Source organism: Sporocytophaga myxococcoides (assembly GCF_000775915.1).
In the GTDB taxonomy this organism is placed as follows: domain Bacteria; phylum Bacteroidota; class Bacteroidia; order Cytophagales; family Cytophagaceae; genus Sporocytophaga; species Sporocytophaga myxococcoides_A.
Genome location: NZ_BBLT01000004.1, coordinates 274,991 through 293,318 on the forward strand (window position 1 = coordinate 274,991; position 18,328 = coordinate 293,318).

Sequence of the window (18,328 nt, forward strand, 5' to 3'; positions counted from 1 at the left end):
AAATATCAATTAGCAACTTTTAAACTTTTTCCCTTGTTCTTACTGATCGCTTCAAAGTCCACTCTTCACTTGGAAAGCAGGGGTAATTTGCGGAAATTTATAGTTCATATGAAAAAGAAAGTTGAAATTCTGGCTCCTGCTAAGAATTTATATCAGGGCATGGCCGCCATAAATGCCGGCGCTGATGCCGTTTATATTGGTGCGCCTCAGTTTGGCGCAAGAAGCAATGCAACCAATCCGGTAGAAGATATAGCACAACTGGTTGAATATGCCCATCTTTTCAAGGCAAAAGTTTATGTGGTACTCAATACCATTTTGTATGACAACGAATTGGAAACCTGTCGCGAGCTGATTTACGAACTATATGCTATTGGTGTAGATGCTTTGATCGTTCAGGATATGGCTATTTTGGAAATGGACCTGCCTCCGATTGTCATTCATGCCAGCACACAGGCTAATAACAGAGATCCAAAACATGTTAAATTTCTTGCAGATGCAGGGATTAAACAGGTTGTACTAGCCAGGGAATTAAATCTGGACCAGATCAGGGAGATACGAAATGCTACGGATGTAGACCTCGAATTTTTCGTATCTGGTGCACTATGCGTTTCTTTTAGTGGTAACTGCTATATGAGCGTTGCCAATGGTGAACGTAGCGCTAATCGTGGTTCGTGTGCACAAAACTGCAGGCTGCCTTACAGACTTTTCGATGGTAAAGGTGAAACGCTGATAGAGAATAGTCATTTATTGTCAATAAAAGATCTTGACCTGAGTGATCAACTTCCAAACCTGATTGAGGCTGGTATTACTTCATTTAAGATCGAAGGCCGTCTGAAGGACATTGTCTATGTCAAAAACAATGTGTCTTACTTGAGGCAAAAGCTTGATGCCTTTCTCGAAAATAATGACAAGTTTGAGAAAGCTTCATCAGGAAGAACGTTTTACAATTTCGTACCGGAAATGGACAGAAGCTTCAACAGGGGTTATACAGACTATTTCCTTAATCACAGAAAAGAAAGAATCGGTTCCTGGGAAACTCCCAAATCACAAGGTCAACAGATAGGTAAACTGGTTGAGGTAAGAGGAAAGGGTTATATCATCGAGAATTCAGATCTTTTGAACAACGGAGATGGACTTTACTTTGTAAATGAACAAGGAGAAGCAGACGGGGCTCAGGTTAATGTGATTTTGAATAATGTTGTCATACCTAATACCTTCAAGCCTATCAAAGAAGGTACGATGATTTACAGGAACTCTGATGCTGAATTCAATAAAATAGTAGAGCGGGAAGACAGCGCTGTCCGTAAGATCGGAGTTAAGATGACATTTACTGAAACAGGCGATGGATTCCAATTGACTGTAGAAGATGAAGACGGACACACGAGCAGTGCGACTATTAAGGCTGCCAAGGAAATCAGTAAAAGCGGAGAATCGATTTCAGGCATTAAGAAGAACCTTGCGAAAGCAGGTAGCACTCCCTTTATTGTTGATGAAATAAATATTGAATTATCTGACAACTGGTTTCTGCCAACCTCTAAAATCAATGATATCAGAAGAACAGTATTAGACGAATTGATAGATGTGCGCATTAAAGGATATCATCGCGAAGAGTTCCAGATGACTAAAACGGACCACCCCTACCCTGTTGCTCAACTTGATTTTACTTACAATGTATCCAATAAAATGGCAAGAGCTTTTTATCACAGGCATGGAGTAACAGATATTGAAAAAGCTTTTGAACTGCAATGGGATCCTGGTAAGTCTCGTGTGATGGTTACTAAATATTGTGTGAAATACGAACTAGGAAAATGCTGGAAATACAACAAAGATACAATGGGAGAAAAACTCTCTGAACCACTTGTATTGAAGCACGGTGAAGTAGAATATAAACTTAAATTCAACTGTAAGCCTTGTGAGATGGAGATCTGGGAAAAAGATGCTGAGTTTGAAATTGAAGAGTATTAAAATTTATAACAAGATAGCATAGTAAGTGTTGGATAATAAGTTAATTAATTTAATATTCAGCACTTACAAATTATATCAAAATCATTCCTGAAGCTGCTGTTAATTTATTTTTTTTTAACAATCACTGTCTTATAAAAGAACTAAAAACTTTTCTAACAATGATGAAGAAGCTCTTTTTTATAGTATCACTAAGTATACTTTTCGCTTCTTGTTCAAGACAAACAACAACATTTTTTTTTCAAGATGCAATAATACCAGATAACTCGAATTTGGATTCCATAAGAATCATAAATTTCATTAATAACCTAAAACTTGATTTTGTATCTGGGGACATTGACACATCTTCAATAATTGATTGGGACAGTGTTAATGAGGTTTTATATATGCAACAAACAACTTGTTGTGATGGAAGAGTCGTTTACTCACCGGATAGTCTGTTTAAGATCTATGTCATTTTAGGACAAAGCTGTGGAGGTTATTGTAATCCATTTTGGGAATCCCATGTTTATTCAAAACTTGGTAATAAACTATTAATGAAAGTTGATTCACCTTTTAATTATATAACAGATATTTATAAATTACATGACAATAAATATTTGATATTTCAAGAAGAATTCTATCGGGCAGCCTCTGTCTTATCTGTAAGTTGCAGAACAGCATTAATAGTTTCTATTAAACATGATTCTTTAATTTTTTATCCAGTAATAAAAGATGTTACTGATGATAATTTTTCAAAGGACTTCCAATTTGACAATAATAGCTTTACATTTTGCCAGGAACATAACATTTCAGAAGAACCAGAATTAACATTTGACACTCTGATATCTACTTTATATTACAGATTTGGGAGAAACTATGCATATTGCTGCGAGCTTGATTCTGACTCGTTAATAACTGGCTCATTAATCTATGATAATGGCGAATTCAAAAAATTAAATCACGAAGTTAAATTCATTGAAACTGAAGAATAGTAAAGCCGCTGAAAAGAGATTTCCACCTGAGGAATAAAATACATAAGTGTAAAACTAAAATGGCGTAAAGTAATTAATGAATTAAAATCTTATCACACTATATGAACTTCTTTACACGAAAAACTACCTGGTCAAACATAGAATTTGCTCCTTTCAAACTTTGCATAGCTTCGTTTTATGTAATCATAGGTTCCTACTTCCATGAATTCTTCAGCAGGTACTACATTCCGCTTACCATTATCTTTGCAGTTACATTAATCTGGACACTTTTTATGTGGGTGAGTAAAATGAGGAAAGGTAACAAGCCTAGACATTAAAATATCTTCAAGTTTATTGTAAAAAGAAAGTTTTTGATAACAATGTATTTTTCAAAAAGCTCCTTTCCTTCTAAACAGCAGACTCAACCCATAAATTACTTTAGATAGAATAAATACTATCAGAAGAAGCGGTACATCCTTAAGACTTGGATAGATGGGATCCACAAAAGAATAATATCGACGAGTAAATATATGTAAGCCTATCAAAGGCTGCATTGCCGTAATAAGACTTATTACAGACACTATAGATACAATAAAATAAATCAGACTAAGTATATAACTAGGATATTTCTTAAAAAATATAACAGAAAATAAACCAATCCCTCTATAGCAAACAGAATAATAAACGGATATAGGAAATAATGGTATTCAACAACATAGTAAGTATCGTTCAATTGTATATCAAGCGACGAGTCCTCTGACTTTTATTGTAAGAAATATCAAACCCAGAACAATCAGATATAACAGAATATCCGGTCTGAGGAAAGATTGAATTATAAAGCGCATTTATAAAAAACTTATCTTCTCCTAAGCTTCTGCATCCTTCGAATATCAGCAGATGGAAGTTGTTTATACCTGACTTTCTTATTTACTCTTTCCCCTATTTTGGGACCTATTTTAGCTTTTACGGGATTAGGAAAATGAAATGAATATGAAATTAACATTATGCTACAAAGCCATACGAAATAACCAATTTGCAATTTCATATCCCCTTCCTCCAAATGTGCTGCATCCCTCATCGTCCCCCAAAATATAAATGAAAATGCAAGCAAACTAGGTCCCCAGTTTATCCAGCGAAGTCTCTGTTTCTTTAACTTTACAATTACCAGAAATACATATAATGGATTTGCAAACCATGCACTTAGCAGAGTTATAACATATAAAGAATTTTTATCTGCTGAAAGTAAAGCTAATATCCCCAAGAAAACACCTAATAGTGCGGCAGAAAAACCTTGAATTGTTTCCAAACTGCCTTCATCCATTAGAGTAAATGCAGGTAAAAAGAAGGATACAAAAAATAAAACGATACTTAAATATACTAAAAATCTCCCCCAATAAACTTTCGTGTATTTCATAAAAAATGACTTAAAGCAACAAGAGAAGAACTCTATACACCTCTCTTGATGCTACCAAAAAATTTGGATCTTAGCCCATTATACTTTCAGCCTTATGCTTTCCGCTTTAAGCTTTTTTCATCTTACTAAAGCTCGCATTCAACTCAGCCAAAGTCTCATGAGCAGTCATATCAAAAGAACATGGCACTACAGATATATAATTATTATCCAATGCCCACTCATCTGTATCATGTCCATTATCAAGGCTTACAAAGTTGCCATCCATCCAGAAATATCTTCTGCCTCTCGGGTCTCTACGCTCTTCAAATTTCTCCTGCCATCTGGCTCTGGCCTGCCTGCAGACTTTTATACCTTTGATCTTCCCTTTTGATTTGGCTGGAATGTTAACGTTAAGCGCAATACCTTTCGGCATTCCTTTTTCAAGGACTTGTTTTGCGATCTGCTTAATAAATTTTCTTCCGTGTTCCATTTCAGCATTCGGAGAATAGTCGCATAAAGAAAAACCAATGGAAGGCATTCCTTCAATAGCCGCTTCCATTGCAGCAGACATTGTTCCCGAATAAAGAACACTGATTGAAGAATTACTACCATGATTGATTCCGCTTACAACCAGATCAGGTTTTCTTCCTTTAAGGACAAAGTCTTTAGCAAGCTTTACACAATCTGCCGGCGTACCGGAGCACTCGAAAGCTTTTACACCTTTAAATATATTTGTTTCTTCCAGACGAAGTGTATTACCAATAGTAATAGCATGCCCCATTCCTGACTGCGGACCGCTTGGCGCAACGACAACTACTTCACCTAACTCCTTCATAATGTCTACCAGCAATCTTATTCCATAGAAAGAAATTCCATCATCGTTTGACACTAATATCAGAGGCTTTTTTTTCGGTGCTGTTTTCTTTCCCTTCACCATGTTTATTTCTTTTTCGGATTAAGAATATTGTGTCCCATTTTATCTCTTTTCGTCATAAGATATTGCTCATTATAAGCATTTGGATTGATTTCCAAAGGAACTACATCAACGATTTCAAGACCGTAACCTATCAGGCCGGCTCTTTTCACCGGGTTATTGGTAATAAGCTTAAGCTTGGTAATTCCCAGTTCTCTTATAATCTGTGCACCAACTCCATAGTCTCTCTCATCCATCTTGAATCCCAGCTCAAGATTGGCTTCTACGGTATCCCTCCCCTGCTCCTGAAGTTTGTATGCTTTAAGTTTATTAAGGAGTCCGATACCACGTCCTTCCTGGTTCATGTAAAGTACAAGACCTTTACCCTCCTTCTCTACCATTTCCATTGCTTTATGCAGCTGAGGGCCACAGTCGCAACGACAAGAGCCGAAGATATCACCCGTTACACAGGAACTGTGTACTCTTACAAGTACCGGTTCATCTTCTTTCCAGGTCCCTTTTACAAGAGCCAGATGTAGATCTTCAGTATTGGTCTGACGAAAAGCGAGTAATTCAAAGTCACCAAACTCTGTTGGCATTTTTACACCGATCTCACTTTTTATCAAAGATTCATTTTTAAGTCTGTAAGCGATCAGATCTTTAATGGAGACTAGCTTCAGCTTAAATTTTTCAGCAACCTTTCTAAGATCCGGAAGCCTTGCCATGGTGCCGTCTTCATTCATGATTTCCACTAACACCCCAGCAGGCTGAAAACCTGCAAGTCTTGCAAAATCTATGGCAGCTTCTGTATGTCCTGCTCTTCTTAAAACACCGCCTGTTTTAGCTTTCAGAGGAAAAATATGTCCAGGCCTTCCCAGTTCTTCAGGTTTTATAGCAGGATCCACAAGTGCTTTAATGGTTTTAGCCCTGTCACTTGCAGAAATACCTGTAGTACATCCATGCCCTAACAGGTCAACAGAAACAGTAAAAGGAGTATGATGCTGTGCAGTATTCCTGCCTACCATTAAATCCAGGCCAAGTTCCTCGCAACGATCTTCTATTAAAGGAGCACAGATCAGGCCTCTTCCATGAGTAGCCATGAAATTAACAATCTCAGGCGTTATGCATTCCGCTGCACAGATAAAATCTCCCTCATTTTCTCTGTCTTCATCGTCGACAACGATGATTACATTACCCTTTTTTATCTCAGCGAGTGCTTCTTCTATTGTGTCTAATTTTTCTGACATATGAGCTTGCAGATTTAAGTTTCTGCGGATATTAATTTAATATTTTTCTAAATGCTTTTTCAAGCAGGTCATTACTTACTTCCCAGTTAAAGTTTTTCTGAATATACAGCCTTCCTTTGGCGCCAATTTCTCTTGCAAACTCAGGATCAGAAAGTAACTGGTGGATTGCTTTCACGAAAGACTCTTCATCGTCACAAACCATAATTTCCTGTCCCGGTCTTGCTCCCAAAGCAGAATTAGCCAAAGAAGTAGTAATGGTCGGAATACCCATTGCCATAGCTTCCAGCAATTTATTTTGTAACCCAGATCCGGAAAACAAAGGAGCTACGAAGATTTTAGCTTTGGCCAGATAGTCTCTGATATCATGTACAAAACCTGTAACAATCACATTTTCGCTTTCAAGGTTTTGCACTTCAATAGATGGGCTGGTTCCCGATAAACAAATTTTTACATTTTGTTTGTTCAATAAGGGCATGATCCGATTGACCAAATACTTTGATGCTTGAACATTAGGATGATAACCCATATTACCTGTAAATATGATATCATAGCTCTTATCTTTAGGAAAAGACCGGAAGTTAAAAAATCCACTGGAAATACCATTAGGAATAATATCCATCCTTTTTTTTATATCTAAAGGGAAAGCCGTAGCATCTGACTCTGTAATGATTGAATACCCATTAAAGAAAAAAAAGGCTTTTGCTTCAAAATCCCTCAATCTTTTTGCTTCAAGTTTTACCACTGGTTTTTCATACCATCTGGACAAGTTTATACGCTTATACATGCCTTCAGATAAAGCATCCATATAATCGAGATAATACTTTGTATTAAGACTGAAAGGGATATTTCCAACCAGCCTCACCAATTGTACATAGCACATATCAATTGAGTGTCTCTTAAGCACCTTTTCAATGGTTCTTTTCATTCTTGATGACTTAAAATAATTTACCTGAAAAGGTAGATTATTAAAAAGCCCCAAGCCAAGATTGATGAAGCGCTTTAACTTTCCAGTCTCAATGACTTCAATACTTTTACAATATTGTTTTACTTCATTATATTCAGCTGGAGACGGAGTTTTATCGGCGATGCAAACCAGGTGAACCTCGTGATATTTGCTCAGTCCCTGAATCTGATAGAAGGCTCTCAGTTTATCTCCTTTGTCAATCGGATAAGGAAACCTGGACAGCGCGACTAGTATTTTCATGCCTTTCTCTTTATAATAAGTTGTTTATAAAAATCAATATAACTCCTTGTAACGATTTGATTTGAATAAGTAGATTCAATAAGACGCCCGGCATTTCTGCCAATTGATGAGAATCTTTCCTGGTCAGAGAAATATAATTTGATTTTCTGTATCCATTCTTCCTTACTATCTGCCATAAGTATATTTACTCCATCTTCACACATTATTCCTTCTGCTCCTACTTTGGATGAGATAATAGCCTTATGTGCTGCCATTCCTTCAATAATCTTCACTCTCATTCCACCTCCAGATAAGAGAGGAACAGCCATTAGATCATACTGCTGCATAAACTTCAGAGAATCCTCTACAAATCCATGCATGGTCACATTAGGCAAATTCAGCTCATAAAACTTCTTGGGAGCATTTTTGCCTGCAATGTGAAGTTCAAGCTGAGGAATTTCTTTTTGTACTTCAGGCCAGATTGTTTTAAGAAACCAAAAAACAGCTTCCTGATTTGGCATCCAGTCTAGAGAACCTAACATAAAAATTGTAAAAGGCTTTTTAGGCACCTCTACACGATGAAGAAACTTTTCAATATTGACACCAAATGGAACCGCTTTTATGGAAGGTTTAATAATGCCCATCCCCCTTAGCCTGTCTGTATCATCATCTGTAATAGAAGCTATTCCGTCAAATTTATTGTAATAATAGGTTTCGAATTTCTTTAACCTTTTTCCAAATGAACTATAAAGGAATTTTTTGACTGGATTCATCGTATTCTCCGCCATTCTATCCCATATTACATACTCCACATTATGGGCACGAATAACTAAAGGACAATTACTGAACTTTCTAACAACATCTATATACCATGCTACATAAGTTCCTTCGAATTGAATAATATCAAATTTATTTTTTTTCAGAAGCTCTTCAAGTGCTTTGGAGAAATCATCCGAAATAAATCTTTCCGCTATATAGGGAATTTCTTTCCTTAAAAGATTATTTAAAGCTTTGAATAAATTAAAATTTGTATTTACGAATACGGTCTGCTGATATGCAAGCCCAGGCACAACAGGTCCTTCCTGAAAATGTTTAGGAGTATTTATAGACAATAAATAAACTTCCTGCCCTGCTCTTGCAGCCCCGGTTACAATATTATATATCCCAATAGCTCCTCCATCTGTAGGCGGATATGGAACTCTGGGACTGATGTATAAAATTTTCAATTAACTTAACTTTTTTCTAAACTACTCACTATTGCTTTAAAAACTGTTTCTGATGAAAGCTGTGCCATACAAGATGTACCATGCACACAAACCCCTCTGTAGAAACACTCGCATTCTTTTGGAGGTGATACTATCTGGCCTCGGTTATAGAGATAAAATTCATGTGGATTAAAAATATTATTCATCAACACAAGTGTTTTCTTTAACCCGACTGCGATATGCATCGCCATGGTCACCTGTGTAACAATTAACTCCATCTGATTCATCAGATTTACAAATTGAGGTAATGGAAAATATCCAAAATACAGAGCTCCGGATTTTTCAGATAACATCTTGTTTTTCTCGTTCTCTTGTGCGCCTCCCAAAAGCACTGGCTCAAAGCCATTTTCTTTAAGAATCTTTATTAGGTCCAGCCACTGCTCATTTGGCCATAACCTGCTGGTCCACCGATCTCCACAGCCTGTATTTAAACCAATGTATTTTTTATTTTTATCAAGGTTCCAGACAAAACCTTTATCTTCATGATCATCAAATAAATATTCTTCATTTTCAAATTTCCAGTCAAGGATTTCAAAGATTTCCTCAACATAAGATTTCTTATTTGCTTTGCTTACATCATCAAAAATTCCAGTGAGATACTTATGATTAGCCAGAGATGAAACAGGAAACGGCACTCCGTTTTTCAAAATGTATCCCATTTTTTTCCCAGCGGAGATTTTTGAAGCAAGTGCACAGGCCTCTTTATCTTTATCCAGATTTATCAATACATCAAAATGTGTATTTTCAATGTAAAGGATATTCTTTAATTCAAAATTAAGGATCTCCTCTACAGAACTTTTAGGAAGAATATCCGGAGAAAGTGTTAGCCAGGATATTTTCGCATTATTATATTCTTTTCTAAGCTTTCTGAGGATAGGGGTAGTTCTTATTACATCTCCAATTGCCCCCAACTTTATTATAAGTATTTTGTATTCGATTTTTTTGTAGGAAGGACAACCTTGGCAGTGGTACCCAAATTCTTTATTAGGTTTGCAGGGAATATCTCCTTTAAAATAGAGACAATCCGTTTTTACTTCAATCGAATTTAAAAATTCCGACATTTTTTTAAAATTAAATTATACGTTTAACAATATTACAAAAATTAAGTAATCAGAAAAATTATTTGGAGATTACGTTTCCTAGCATCTTAGCCAGTTCCATATCAACCTTTTTTAGATTTGTATAGATCATCATAAGCCTTATCTGTTCCTCTTCCGAAGGATTATTTTTCAGTTGTTCCTTATTTTGCTCCAACAGGAACATTACATTTAGCTTTTTAAGCTTTAAAACACAGGAATATATTATTTCCGCTAAATTATCTTCTTCTTTGGTAATATAGATCTTAAACTTTTGTTCCCAGTTTGGGCTATAGTCATATTTGGTAACCAGCATATCCACAGCCTCATTTCTGATTTTTTCATCATTATGCTGAATAAAAAAGCCTTTGTCAGGTAAATTGCCCATATCATGCTCTGACTTGATCATTTCGAGCATCCTCCTGTATATATCAGTATGAAAATCAATATCTTCCACCTGCTCCAGTACATACTCATATAATCTTTTCGATTCTTCCAGCTTTACAGGGGCATAATTTACAATAAGCCTTAATATTTCCCTCTCGTGTGCCTCAATAGCACTCATTTCAGGTTTTTTCTCTTCCCTGATAGGCTCATAATCAGGATTGAAAAAATCTGGTGGCAAGTCAGGAGGAGGAATTTCTTCGTGCTTCTTTTCCTGATTCTTTTTAAGGACAATCTTATTATATTCGGAAATGAGGGTTTGCTCCTCTATTTCCATGAGGGCGCTGCATTGTTTGAAAAAAACAGCTCTTTTAATAGCATCAGGGATTTTAGAAATACTTTCTACAATCTCTCTGATCACTCCTGCTTTTTTAACAGGATCACCTTCCGTTTCTTTTAAAAATAGAGCTGTTTTAAAACTAATAAAATCTTTTTTGGAAGCCTTTATATACTTCTTAAATTCTTCACCTCCTAGTTTTCTGACAAAGCTGTCTGGATCTTCACTATCGGGGAAGGTCACCACATTCACATTCATCCCTTGCTCCAATATCATGTCGATACCACGCATGGATGCTTTTATACCAGCAATATCTCCGTCATAAAGTATGGTAATATTAATGGTATACCGGCTTATCAGTCGCACCTGATCCTCTGTCAGTGAAGTACCTGAAGAAGCTACCACGTTTTCAATTCCTGCCTGGTGCAAACTTATTACGTCTGTATAACCTTCGACAAGAAAACAGTTATCTTCCTGACGAATAGACTGTTTAGCCTGATAGATTCCGTAAAGTATTTTACTTTTATGATAAACTTCAGTTTCAGGAGAGTTCAGGTATTTAGGCTGATTTTTATCTGTTTTCAGAATCCTGGCACCGAATGCAATTACCTTTCCTGTCACATTGTGAATTGGAAAAATTACCCTTGCCCTGAATCTGTCGTAGTGTCTTACAGAATTTTTATCATTCGCATTTTCCTTCCGCACAACCAATCCGGCTTTCTCCAGCATTTCAATAGAAAAACCTTCTTTTACAGCTTGTTTAAAAAGCCCTTCCCATTCCTCAAGACTATAGCCAAGATCAAACTTCTTAATAGTAGAGTCTGAAAAACCTCTTTCTTTGAAATAGCTGTAACCAATAGATTGTCCTTTATCATGTTCCTGTAATATCTTCTGAAAATAATTCTTTGCATATTGCAGGACGATCAGGAGACTTTCCCTTTCATTTTGCTTATGAAAGTCAACATCTTTGGTGGATCCTTCCGGTATATCTATGCCATATTTCTTAGCAAGATATCTCATTGCCTCAATATAGCTCAAACCTTCAATATCCATCACAAAACGGATAGCATCTCCGGCTTTGCCACAACCAAAACATTTGTAAATGCCTTTTGCCGGAGTTACTGCAAATGAGGGTGTTTTTTCATTATGAAAAGGGCAACAGGCACTGTAGTAATGACCTTTTTTCTTGAGTGTTACAAAATCCCCAATGACTTCTACGATATCAATGCTTTCATTAATCTTGTCGAGGATCTCCTTTGAAACTGCCATTCTGCCTTAAAATTATGAGGTATTAAATTTAACAAATTTAAATGAGGCATTGAAACAACACTTTTTATTATACGATTAATAACATTTTAACATTTTTAAAGACTTGTCCAAATGAATTGAAAATGAATTTTCATTTCTCATATCCCACATTTTATCAACAGATTATACACGCATTCATTAATCCTAATGTGGAAAAGTATCTTTGACCTATTTTTTTTATTACCTTTAAAACTCGATTAAAAATTATTTATGAAAAAACTTTTTAGAGCACTCTTATTCATCTTTTCAGGCGTTTTTATTTTGCTTATCGGTGCTCTTACTTATATGAAAGTCGCTTTGCCAAATGTTGGCCCCGCTCCGGAAATGAAAGTCGATATGAGTCAGGAAAGAATTGAAAGGGGGAAATACCTTGCTAATCATGTATCTGTTTGCATGGATTGCCATTCGGGAAGAGACTGGAATAAATTTGCAGGTCCGATGATAGAAGGAACACTTGGCGGCGGAGGGGAAGAATTCAGTCAGATATTCGGATTCCCAGGTGCATTTTATGCACATAATATTTCACCAATCGGACTTGGCGACTGGACAGACGGAGAAATTTTCAGAGCAATTACAAGTGGAGTTTCCAAAAACGGAACAGCCTTATTCCCTGTGATGCCACACCCTGCCTATGGTAAAATGGATGAAGAAGATATCAAATGTATCATCGCTTATCTCAGAACATTAAAGCCTGTAGGCAAACAGGCTCCGAAGTCTAAAGCTGATTTCCCTATGAATTTCATTATCAATACCATCCCTCAAAAGCCTGATTTTCAAAAAGTTCCCGACACCACAGATCAAATAGCCTACGGAAAGTATATCTATACTGCAGCCGCCTGCACGGATTGCCATACCAAACAAGACAATGGAAGCAAAATCAAAGGCATGGAAGATGCCGGAGGATTTGAATTTCCCCTTCCTTATGGCGGTACTGTCAGATCTGCAAATATTACTCCTGATAAAGAGACGGGTATAGGTAACTGGACTGAAGAGCAGTTTGTAAAAAGATTTAAGGCTTATTCGGACTCAGCAGCAAGGAATATGAATGTTCAGGAAGGGCGTTTCAATACGACAATGCCATGGACGATGTATGCAGGAATGAAAGAAGGAGACCTTAAAGCTCTTTATGCCTACCTTAAAACTATTCCTCCCGTAAAAAATAATGTAGTATTATTTTCACCAAAAGAATAATTACTCAATTAATTAAGGGAAAGGACAACTTATTCGGGAATAGTTTTGTTAAGACTTTTGAGCATTTTTGAGTAAATTGCACAGATACAACAGAAGGATTATTTAATTGATGATTTTTACTAAAGAACAAATTCTTAAAGCCTTATCTACAGTTCAGGAACCTGATCTGAAAAAGGATCTTGTTACCTTAAACATGATTAAGGACGTTCAGACTGAAGGGAATAAAATTTCATTTACAGTAGTTTTAACAACTCCTGCCTGCCCACTCAAAGAACTTATCAAATCTTCATGCATAGAAGCAATTCACCAACATGTATCTGCTGATGCTAAGGTTGAAGTTCATATGACTGCAGACGTTACATCGGCAAGAACGAGTGCGGGACCAATGCTTCCGGGAGTCAAAAATATTATAGCCATATCTTCAGGAAAAGGCGGTGTAGGTAAATCTACTGTAACTGCCAATCTTGCCATAGCTCTTACCAAACTAGGAGCTAAAGTAGGTTTGATAGATGCGGATATTTTCGGGCCTTCAATGCCTACGATGTTTGACCTTGAAGATGTGCGCCCGAGCGTTATTCAGGAAAACGGAAAAAATTTCATCATTCCTGTAAAGCAATACGGTGTAGAATTAATGTCTATCGGATTCCTTACACCTCCTGACCATGCAATGGTTTGGAGAGGTCCAATGGCAAGTTCTGCATTGAAGCAATTCTTTTCAGATTGCAAATGGGGAGAACTTGATTATCTTTTGATAGATCTGCCTCCCGGAACCAGCGATATTCACCTGACTCTCGTACAGACTGTATCAGTAACAGGGGCAATAGTGGTGACCACTCCTCAGAAAGTTGCACTTGCAGATGCACAAAGAGGATTAGGGATGTTCAGACAACCACAAATTAACGTACCTGTTTTGGGAGTTGTTGAAAATATGGCTTATTTTACCCCTCTTGAACTCCCTGATAATAAATACTTTATTTTCGGAGAAAATGGAGGCAGAGAATTTGCCGAAAGTAATAACGTTCCTTTATTAGGACAAATACCTTTGGTGCAGGGAATCAGAGAATGCGGAGACAACGGAAAACCGGCAGCGATGCAAAATGACGTTATTGCCGAAGCATTCAGAGAACTGGCAGAAACACTGGCTCAACAAGTAGCGATCAGAAATGCAAGTGCAGAAGCTACCAAAAGAGTAGAAATAAAAGTTTAAAACATTAAGTTTAAAAGGCTTATATAAGATAAAATGGATACTACAGCACCAAATTCAGGACTAATTGAAAAAGTAGAAACTGCTTTAAACAGCATCAGACCATACCTAGAAGCTGACGGAGGTAATGTAAGAGTAATAGAAGTAACAGAAGATATGGTTGCCAAACTTGAGCTTCTGGGAGCTTGCGGTTCATGCCCGATGTCAACGATGACATTAAAAGCAGGAGTTGAAGAAGCGATCAAAAAAGCTGTTCCTGAAATTACCAGTGTGGTTGCTGTAAATATCACAGCCCCGGATGACCCGCACGCTGTAATGCCTTCAACGGTATACTAGTAGTTATTCAACTTAGTGCGAAAACAATAATACCTCATTGCTGTCGGTATTAATTTTTAATATAACAAACCAAACATACTTTAACCGGTAAAAAGAAGGATTATATCATGAAAATAGGAATATTTTTTGGCGGACAGTCAAGAGAAAGAGAAATTTCCTTTGCAGGTGGACGTACCGTTTATGACAACCTTAACAAGAATTTATTTGAAGCCGTCCCAATCTTTGTTGACAGTGTAGGTGACTTTATCCTTCTGGATTGGCAATATATATATAAAGGAACTATCAGAGACTTTTTTCCCCCATTTAACCATCTTCCTCCTACTCCGCACGGATTTCAGATATATATCGAATCTCTGGGTGATCTAACTATAGAAGAAAGAGAGAACGTTATCCGTCAGGTTGGAAGAAGAATTCAACCGGATGAATTTTCAAAACTCTTTGACTTTGCATTTCTTGCACTTCATGGTCCATACGGTGAAGATGGTAATATTCAGGGATTATTAGAGTGGTATAATATTCCTTATTCAGGATCAGGCATACTCCCTTCTTCAATCGGAATCAATAAGATCGTTCAGAAGAAACTGATGAAGAATGCAGGATTTCCAGGACCTAAAAATCTTTATCTGAAAAAAGCAGATTGGCTGAATGAAACAGACAAATCTACTTTTTTTAATCACTTCAGAAATGAACTGGGACTTCCATTTGTGGTAAAAGCTCCTTATCAAGGATCTTCAATAGGAATCTCGGTAATCAGCAAAGAAGATACTCAGGCTTTTGAGAAAGCTGTTTACAGAAGCTTTTTCATGCAGCCGGTTTCAAAACACGACTGGACAAGCCTTTCAGAAGAAGGCAAAATCAATTTCATAAGAACATTAACGGATATACGTGATGGTATAGGTCTGCCGGTAATGATCAGTGGCAATAAAGTCAATCATCCGGAACATCTATTCGATCAACTAAACTATCACTTCAGCCAGTCTGACTCCACGCTGATCCTTGAAAGCCTTGACAACGAAGAAGAAATTGTCATTGAAGGTTTTATCAGTGGCAAAGAGTTCAGTTGTATAGTAGTGCAGGATGAAAATGGGAAAGCTATAGCCCTTCCTCCTACAGAAATTCGCAAAGGCAATGAAGTGTTTGACTATCGCTCAAAGTACCTTCCGGGAATGAGCAGGAAAGTTACACCGATTGACATTCCAACCAATCAGATAGAAGGAATCCGAACAGCATGCGAGCGTCTTTTCAATGAATTAAACTTTAATGTATATGCACGACTTGATGGGTTCATCAATCAGGAAGGAGAAATTTTTCTGAACGATCCGAATACTACTTCGGGAATGCTTCCATCAAGTTTCTTTTTCCATCAGGCTGCCGAGATAGGGTTAAATCCATCTCAATTCCTGACCTATATTATCAGAACATCCATTGCGGAAAGAATAAAAACAGGTAAGAAAACTTTTGCATTCAAGCAGTTATTAAACACTCTTGATACAAATCTGCACAGACTGAATACAGAGGCTTCTGAAAAAACAAAAGTAGCTGTAATCATGGGTGGTTATTCTTCCGAAAGACATATCTCCGTAGAAAGCGGAAGGAACATCTTTGAGAAACTGGCCTCCAGCAAGAAATATGAGCCTGTACCGATTTTCCTCACAGGAAATGAAGACTCGCACAAATTGTATCTTATCCCTGTAAACATCATGCTGAAAGACAATGCAGATGATATCAGAGACAAAGTCCTTGCTGCGGATTCAAAATCCAAACATCCTGTTATACAGAAAGTAATCACTGAAGCGAAAGATATCACTGTTAAATATACAGGTAATGCCATTCTTGAGCCCAGAGAAATCAGCTATCCGGAACTGGCGGAAAAAGTTGATTCGGTATTTATTGCATTACATGGAAGACCCGGAGAAGATGGTGTAGTTCAAAGTAATCTGGAGAAATTCGGTGTTCCATACAATGGATCAGGAGTTGAAAGCTCTAAGATTACCATTAATAAATATGAGACAAATAAACTTCTCAGAGAAAATGGTGTAAAGGTTGCCAATCATAAACTCGTATTCAAAAATGAGTGGGCAGATAACTATGAAACTCTTATTAAAGAAATCGAAAGCACTTTTCAATATCCTATCATAGCAAAGCCAGCTGACGATGGTTGCAGCTCTGCGGTAAAGAAAATTAACAACCTGGAAGAACTGACAGCTTATGCAAAATTGATCTTTGCATGGGATGATTTAAAAGATTCAGAGTCTTCAAGAACTTTAAAACTAAAGTACAACGAAGAGTTTCCCTGCAAAAACTATTTTCTGATAGAAGATCTTGTAAGCAAGGGTGATGCAAAACATTTCCTTGAAGTTACAGGAGGTTTACTTACCAGATTTAATGCAAGCGGGGAAATTGAATATGAAATGTTTGAACCTAGTGAAACCCTGGCTACCGGAGATGTCCTTTCTCTTGAGGAGAAATTTCTTGCCGGTGAAGGTCAGAATATAACACCAGCCAGATACAGCAAAGATCCTGAAGCTCAGAAATATATTTCGTCCCAGGTAAGAACTGAACTGCAAAGAGCTGCAAAAATTCTTAATATTCAGGGATATGCCCGTATTGATGCATTCGTTAAAATATATGATGATAACAGAGCAGAGACAATAGTTATAGAGGTAAACTCGTTGCCAGGTATGACTCCGGCAACCTGTATTTTCCACCAGACTGCGATCAACGGTTATAAGCCTTATGATTTCATTGACAAAATACTTACATTCGGAATTGAAAGAAATAACAGAAAAGTTTTAATATAAATGATTTTTAAAGCAAACTCCTGGAAGCACATAGTCATTCATGTGATCATCATTGCAGTATTATTTTTCGGACTGTTGGCCATGTTCTTTTACTTCTATCTCCCTTCTGCCACGAAGCATGGGGAAAGCATAACAGTACCCAAACTAACCGGAATGACTGTAGCGGAACTTGACGAATTTCTTTCATCCAGAAACCTGAGATACCAAATCAATGACTCTACTTATGTAAGCGGAAGCAAGCCACATACTGTCCTTTCCCAACACCCACTTGAAGGATCAAAAGTAAAAGATGGCAGAAAGATTTATATTTCTGTAAGCTCTTTGAATCCCCCAAAAGTTAAAATGCCTAACCTTGTAGACCTTTCCCTGAAAAGTGCCGAAATGATGCTTAAAGGTTATGATCTTATTCTTGCCGGAACACAATATGTGCCAAGCCCATACTCAAATGTGGTAATAGACCAGTTGGTGGACGGAAAGCATATCGAACATGGTGCACCAGTATCAAAAGGAACCAAAGTAACATTAATGGTAGGAAATGGAACCGGGACAGAAGAAAAAGAAATACCTGATCTGATAGGAATGCCTCTGGATGAAGCCAGAGTTTTACTTGCCGGAACGGGACTTTCCATTTCAGAAAAAGCTGACCCTGAATCCACAGAGCCGGAAGGAACAGTAATCAGACAAAAACCTGCTGCCGGAGAAAAATTAAAAATAGGAGAAATCGTTGATGTATGGGTAGCCGGTCAACCGACTACATTGACTCGTTAAAATTATC

General features: G+C 37.1%; 15 protein-coding genes. 8 read left to right on the forward strand and 7 right to left on the reverse strand.

Annotated elements, in window-relative coordinates; all coding sequences use genetic code 11:
• Positions 1–108: 108 nt before the first annotated feature.
• The 3 genes from MYP_RS11375 (at position 109) to MYP_RS25715 (ending at position 3,253) form a co-directional block, all read left to right on the forward strand.
• Positions 109–1,965, forward strand: a complete 1,857-nt coding sequence (locus tag MYP_RS11375) for a peptidase U32 family protein (RefSeq protein ID WP_045463194.1) — start codon at positions 109–111, stop codon at positions 1,963–1,965.
• Positions 1,966–2,123: 158 nt separating this feature from the next.
• Positions 2,124–2,936, forward strand: a complete 813-nt coding sequence (locus MYP_RS11380; RefSeq protein ID WP_045463197.1) for a hypothetical protein — start codon at positions 2,124–2,126, stop codon at positions 2,934–2,936.
• Between the two features lie 101 nt (positions 2,937–3,037).
• Positions 3,038–3,253 carry a hypothetical protein gene (locus MYP_RS25715; protein ID WP_081990484.1) on the forward strand — a complete coding sequence of 72 codons (216 nt, stop codon included), beginning with the start codon at positions 3,038–3,040 and terminating at the stop codon, positions 3,251–3,253.
• A 518-nt stretch (positions 3,254–3,771) separates the two neighbouring features.
• Here MYP_RS25715 and MYP_RS11385 read toward each other — a convergent pair.
• From MYP_RS11385 to dnaG, 7 genes are all read right to left on the reverse strand, one after another.
• Entirely contained in the window at positions 3,772–4,329 is a 558-nt protein-coding gene (locus tag MYP_RS11385; protein ID WP_156140510.1) for a hypothetical protein, read from the reverse strand.
• A 106-nt stretch (positions 4,330–4,435) separates the two neighbouring features.
• Positions 4,436–5,245: a 5'/3'-nucleotidase SurE gene (gene surE, locus MYP_RS11390; RefSeq protein ID WP_045463203.1), complete on the reverse strand. Its 810-nt coding sequence runs from the start codon at positions 5,243–5,245 to the stop codon at positions 4,436–4,438.
• Positions 5,246–5,247: 2 nt separating this feature from the next.
• Positions 5,248–6,468 carry a bifunctional 3,4-dihydroxy-2-butanone-4-phosphate synthase/GTP cyclohydrolase II gene (locus tag MYP_RS11395; RefSeq protein ID WP_045463211.1) on the reverse strand — a complete coding sequence of 407 codons (1,221 nt, stop codon included), beginning with the start codon at positions 6,466–6,468 and terminating at the stop codon, positions 5,248–5,250.
• Positions 6,469–6,499: 31 nt separating this feature from the next.
• Entirely contained in the window at positions 6,500–7,672 is a 1,173-nt protein-coding gene (locus tag MYP_RS11400) for a glycosyltransferase (RefSeq protein ID WP_045463213.1), read from the reverse strand.
• Positions 7,669–8,877 carry a glycosyltransferase family 4 protein gene (locus tag MYP_RS11405; RefSeq protein WP_045463216.1) on the reverse strand — a complete coding sequence of 403 codons (1,209 nt, stop codon included), beginning with the start codon at positions 8,875–8,877 and terminating at the stop codon, positions 7,669–7,671. The genes MYP_RS11400 and MYP_RS11405 overlap by 4 nt, the downstream gene beginning before the upstream one ends.
• 5 nt (positions 8,878–8,882) lie before the next feature.
• Positions 8,883–9,977: a glycosyltransferase family 9 protein gene (locus MYP_RS11410; protein ID WP_052430114.1), complete on the reverse strand. Its 1,095-nt coding sequence runs from the start codon at positions 9,975–9,977 to the stop codon at positions 8,883–8,885.
• A 58-nt stretch (positions 9,978–10,035) separates the two neighbouring features.
• Positions 10,036–11,982 carry a DNA primase gene (gene dnaG, locus MYP_RS11415; protein ID WP_045463219.1) on the reverse strand — a complete coding sequence of 649 codons (1,947 nt, stop codon included), beginning with the start codon at positions 11,980–11,982 and terminating at the stop codon, positions 10,036–10,038.
• A 249-nt stretch (positions 11,983–12,231) separates the two neighbouring features.
• Here dnaG and MYP_RS11420 point away from each other — a divergent pair, with 249 nt between their 5' ends.
• The 5 genes from MYP_RS11420 to MYP_RS11440 all read left to right on the forward strand — a co-directional run bounded on the left by MYP_RS11420 (position 12,232) and on the right by MYP_RS11440 (position 18,321).
• Complete coding sequence (locus MYP_RS11420; RefSeq protein ID WP_045463222.1) at positions 12,232–13,212, forward strand: c-type cytochrome; 981 nt, start codon at positions 12,232–12,234, stop codon at positions 13,210–13,212.
• A gap of 109 nt (positions 13,213–13,321) precedes the next feature.
• Positions 13,322–14,419: an Mrp/NBP35 family ATP-binding protein gene (locus tag MYP_RS11425; protein WP_045463225.1), complete on the forward strand. Its 1,098-nt coding sequence runs from the start codon at positions 13,322–13,324 to the stop codon at positions 14,417–14,419.
• Between the two features lie 33 nt (positions 14,420–14,452).
• The gene (locus MYP_RS11430; RefSeq protein ID WP_045463228.1) at positions 14,453–14,752 is read left to right on the forward strand and encodes a NifU family protein; all 300 of its coding nucleotides are present in this window, start codon (positions 14,453–14,455) and stop codon (positions 14,750–14,752) included.
• Positions 14,753–14,859: 107 nt separating this feature from the next.
• Complete coding sequence (locus tag MYP_RS11435; RefSeq protein WP_197060063.1) at positions 14,860–17,553, forward strand: D-alanine--D-alanine ligase family protein; 2,694 nt, start codon at positions 14,860–14,862, stop codon at positions 17,551–17,553.
• Positions 17,554–18,321 (forward strand): PASTA domain-containing protein, encoded by a 768-nt coding sequence (locus tag MYP_RS11440; protein ID WP_045463234.1) that lies wholly within the window; start codon positions 17,554–17,556, stop codon positions 18,319–18,321.
• Positions 18,322–18,328 lie beyond the last annotated feature (7 nt).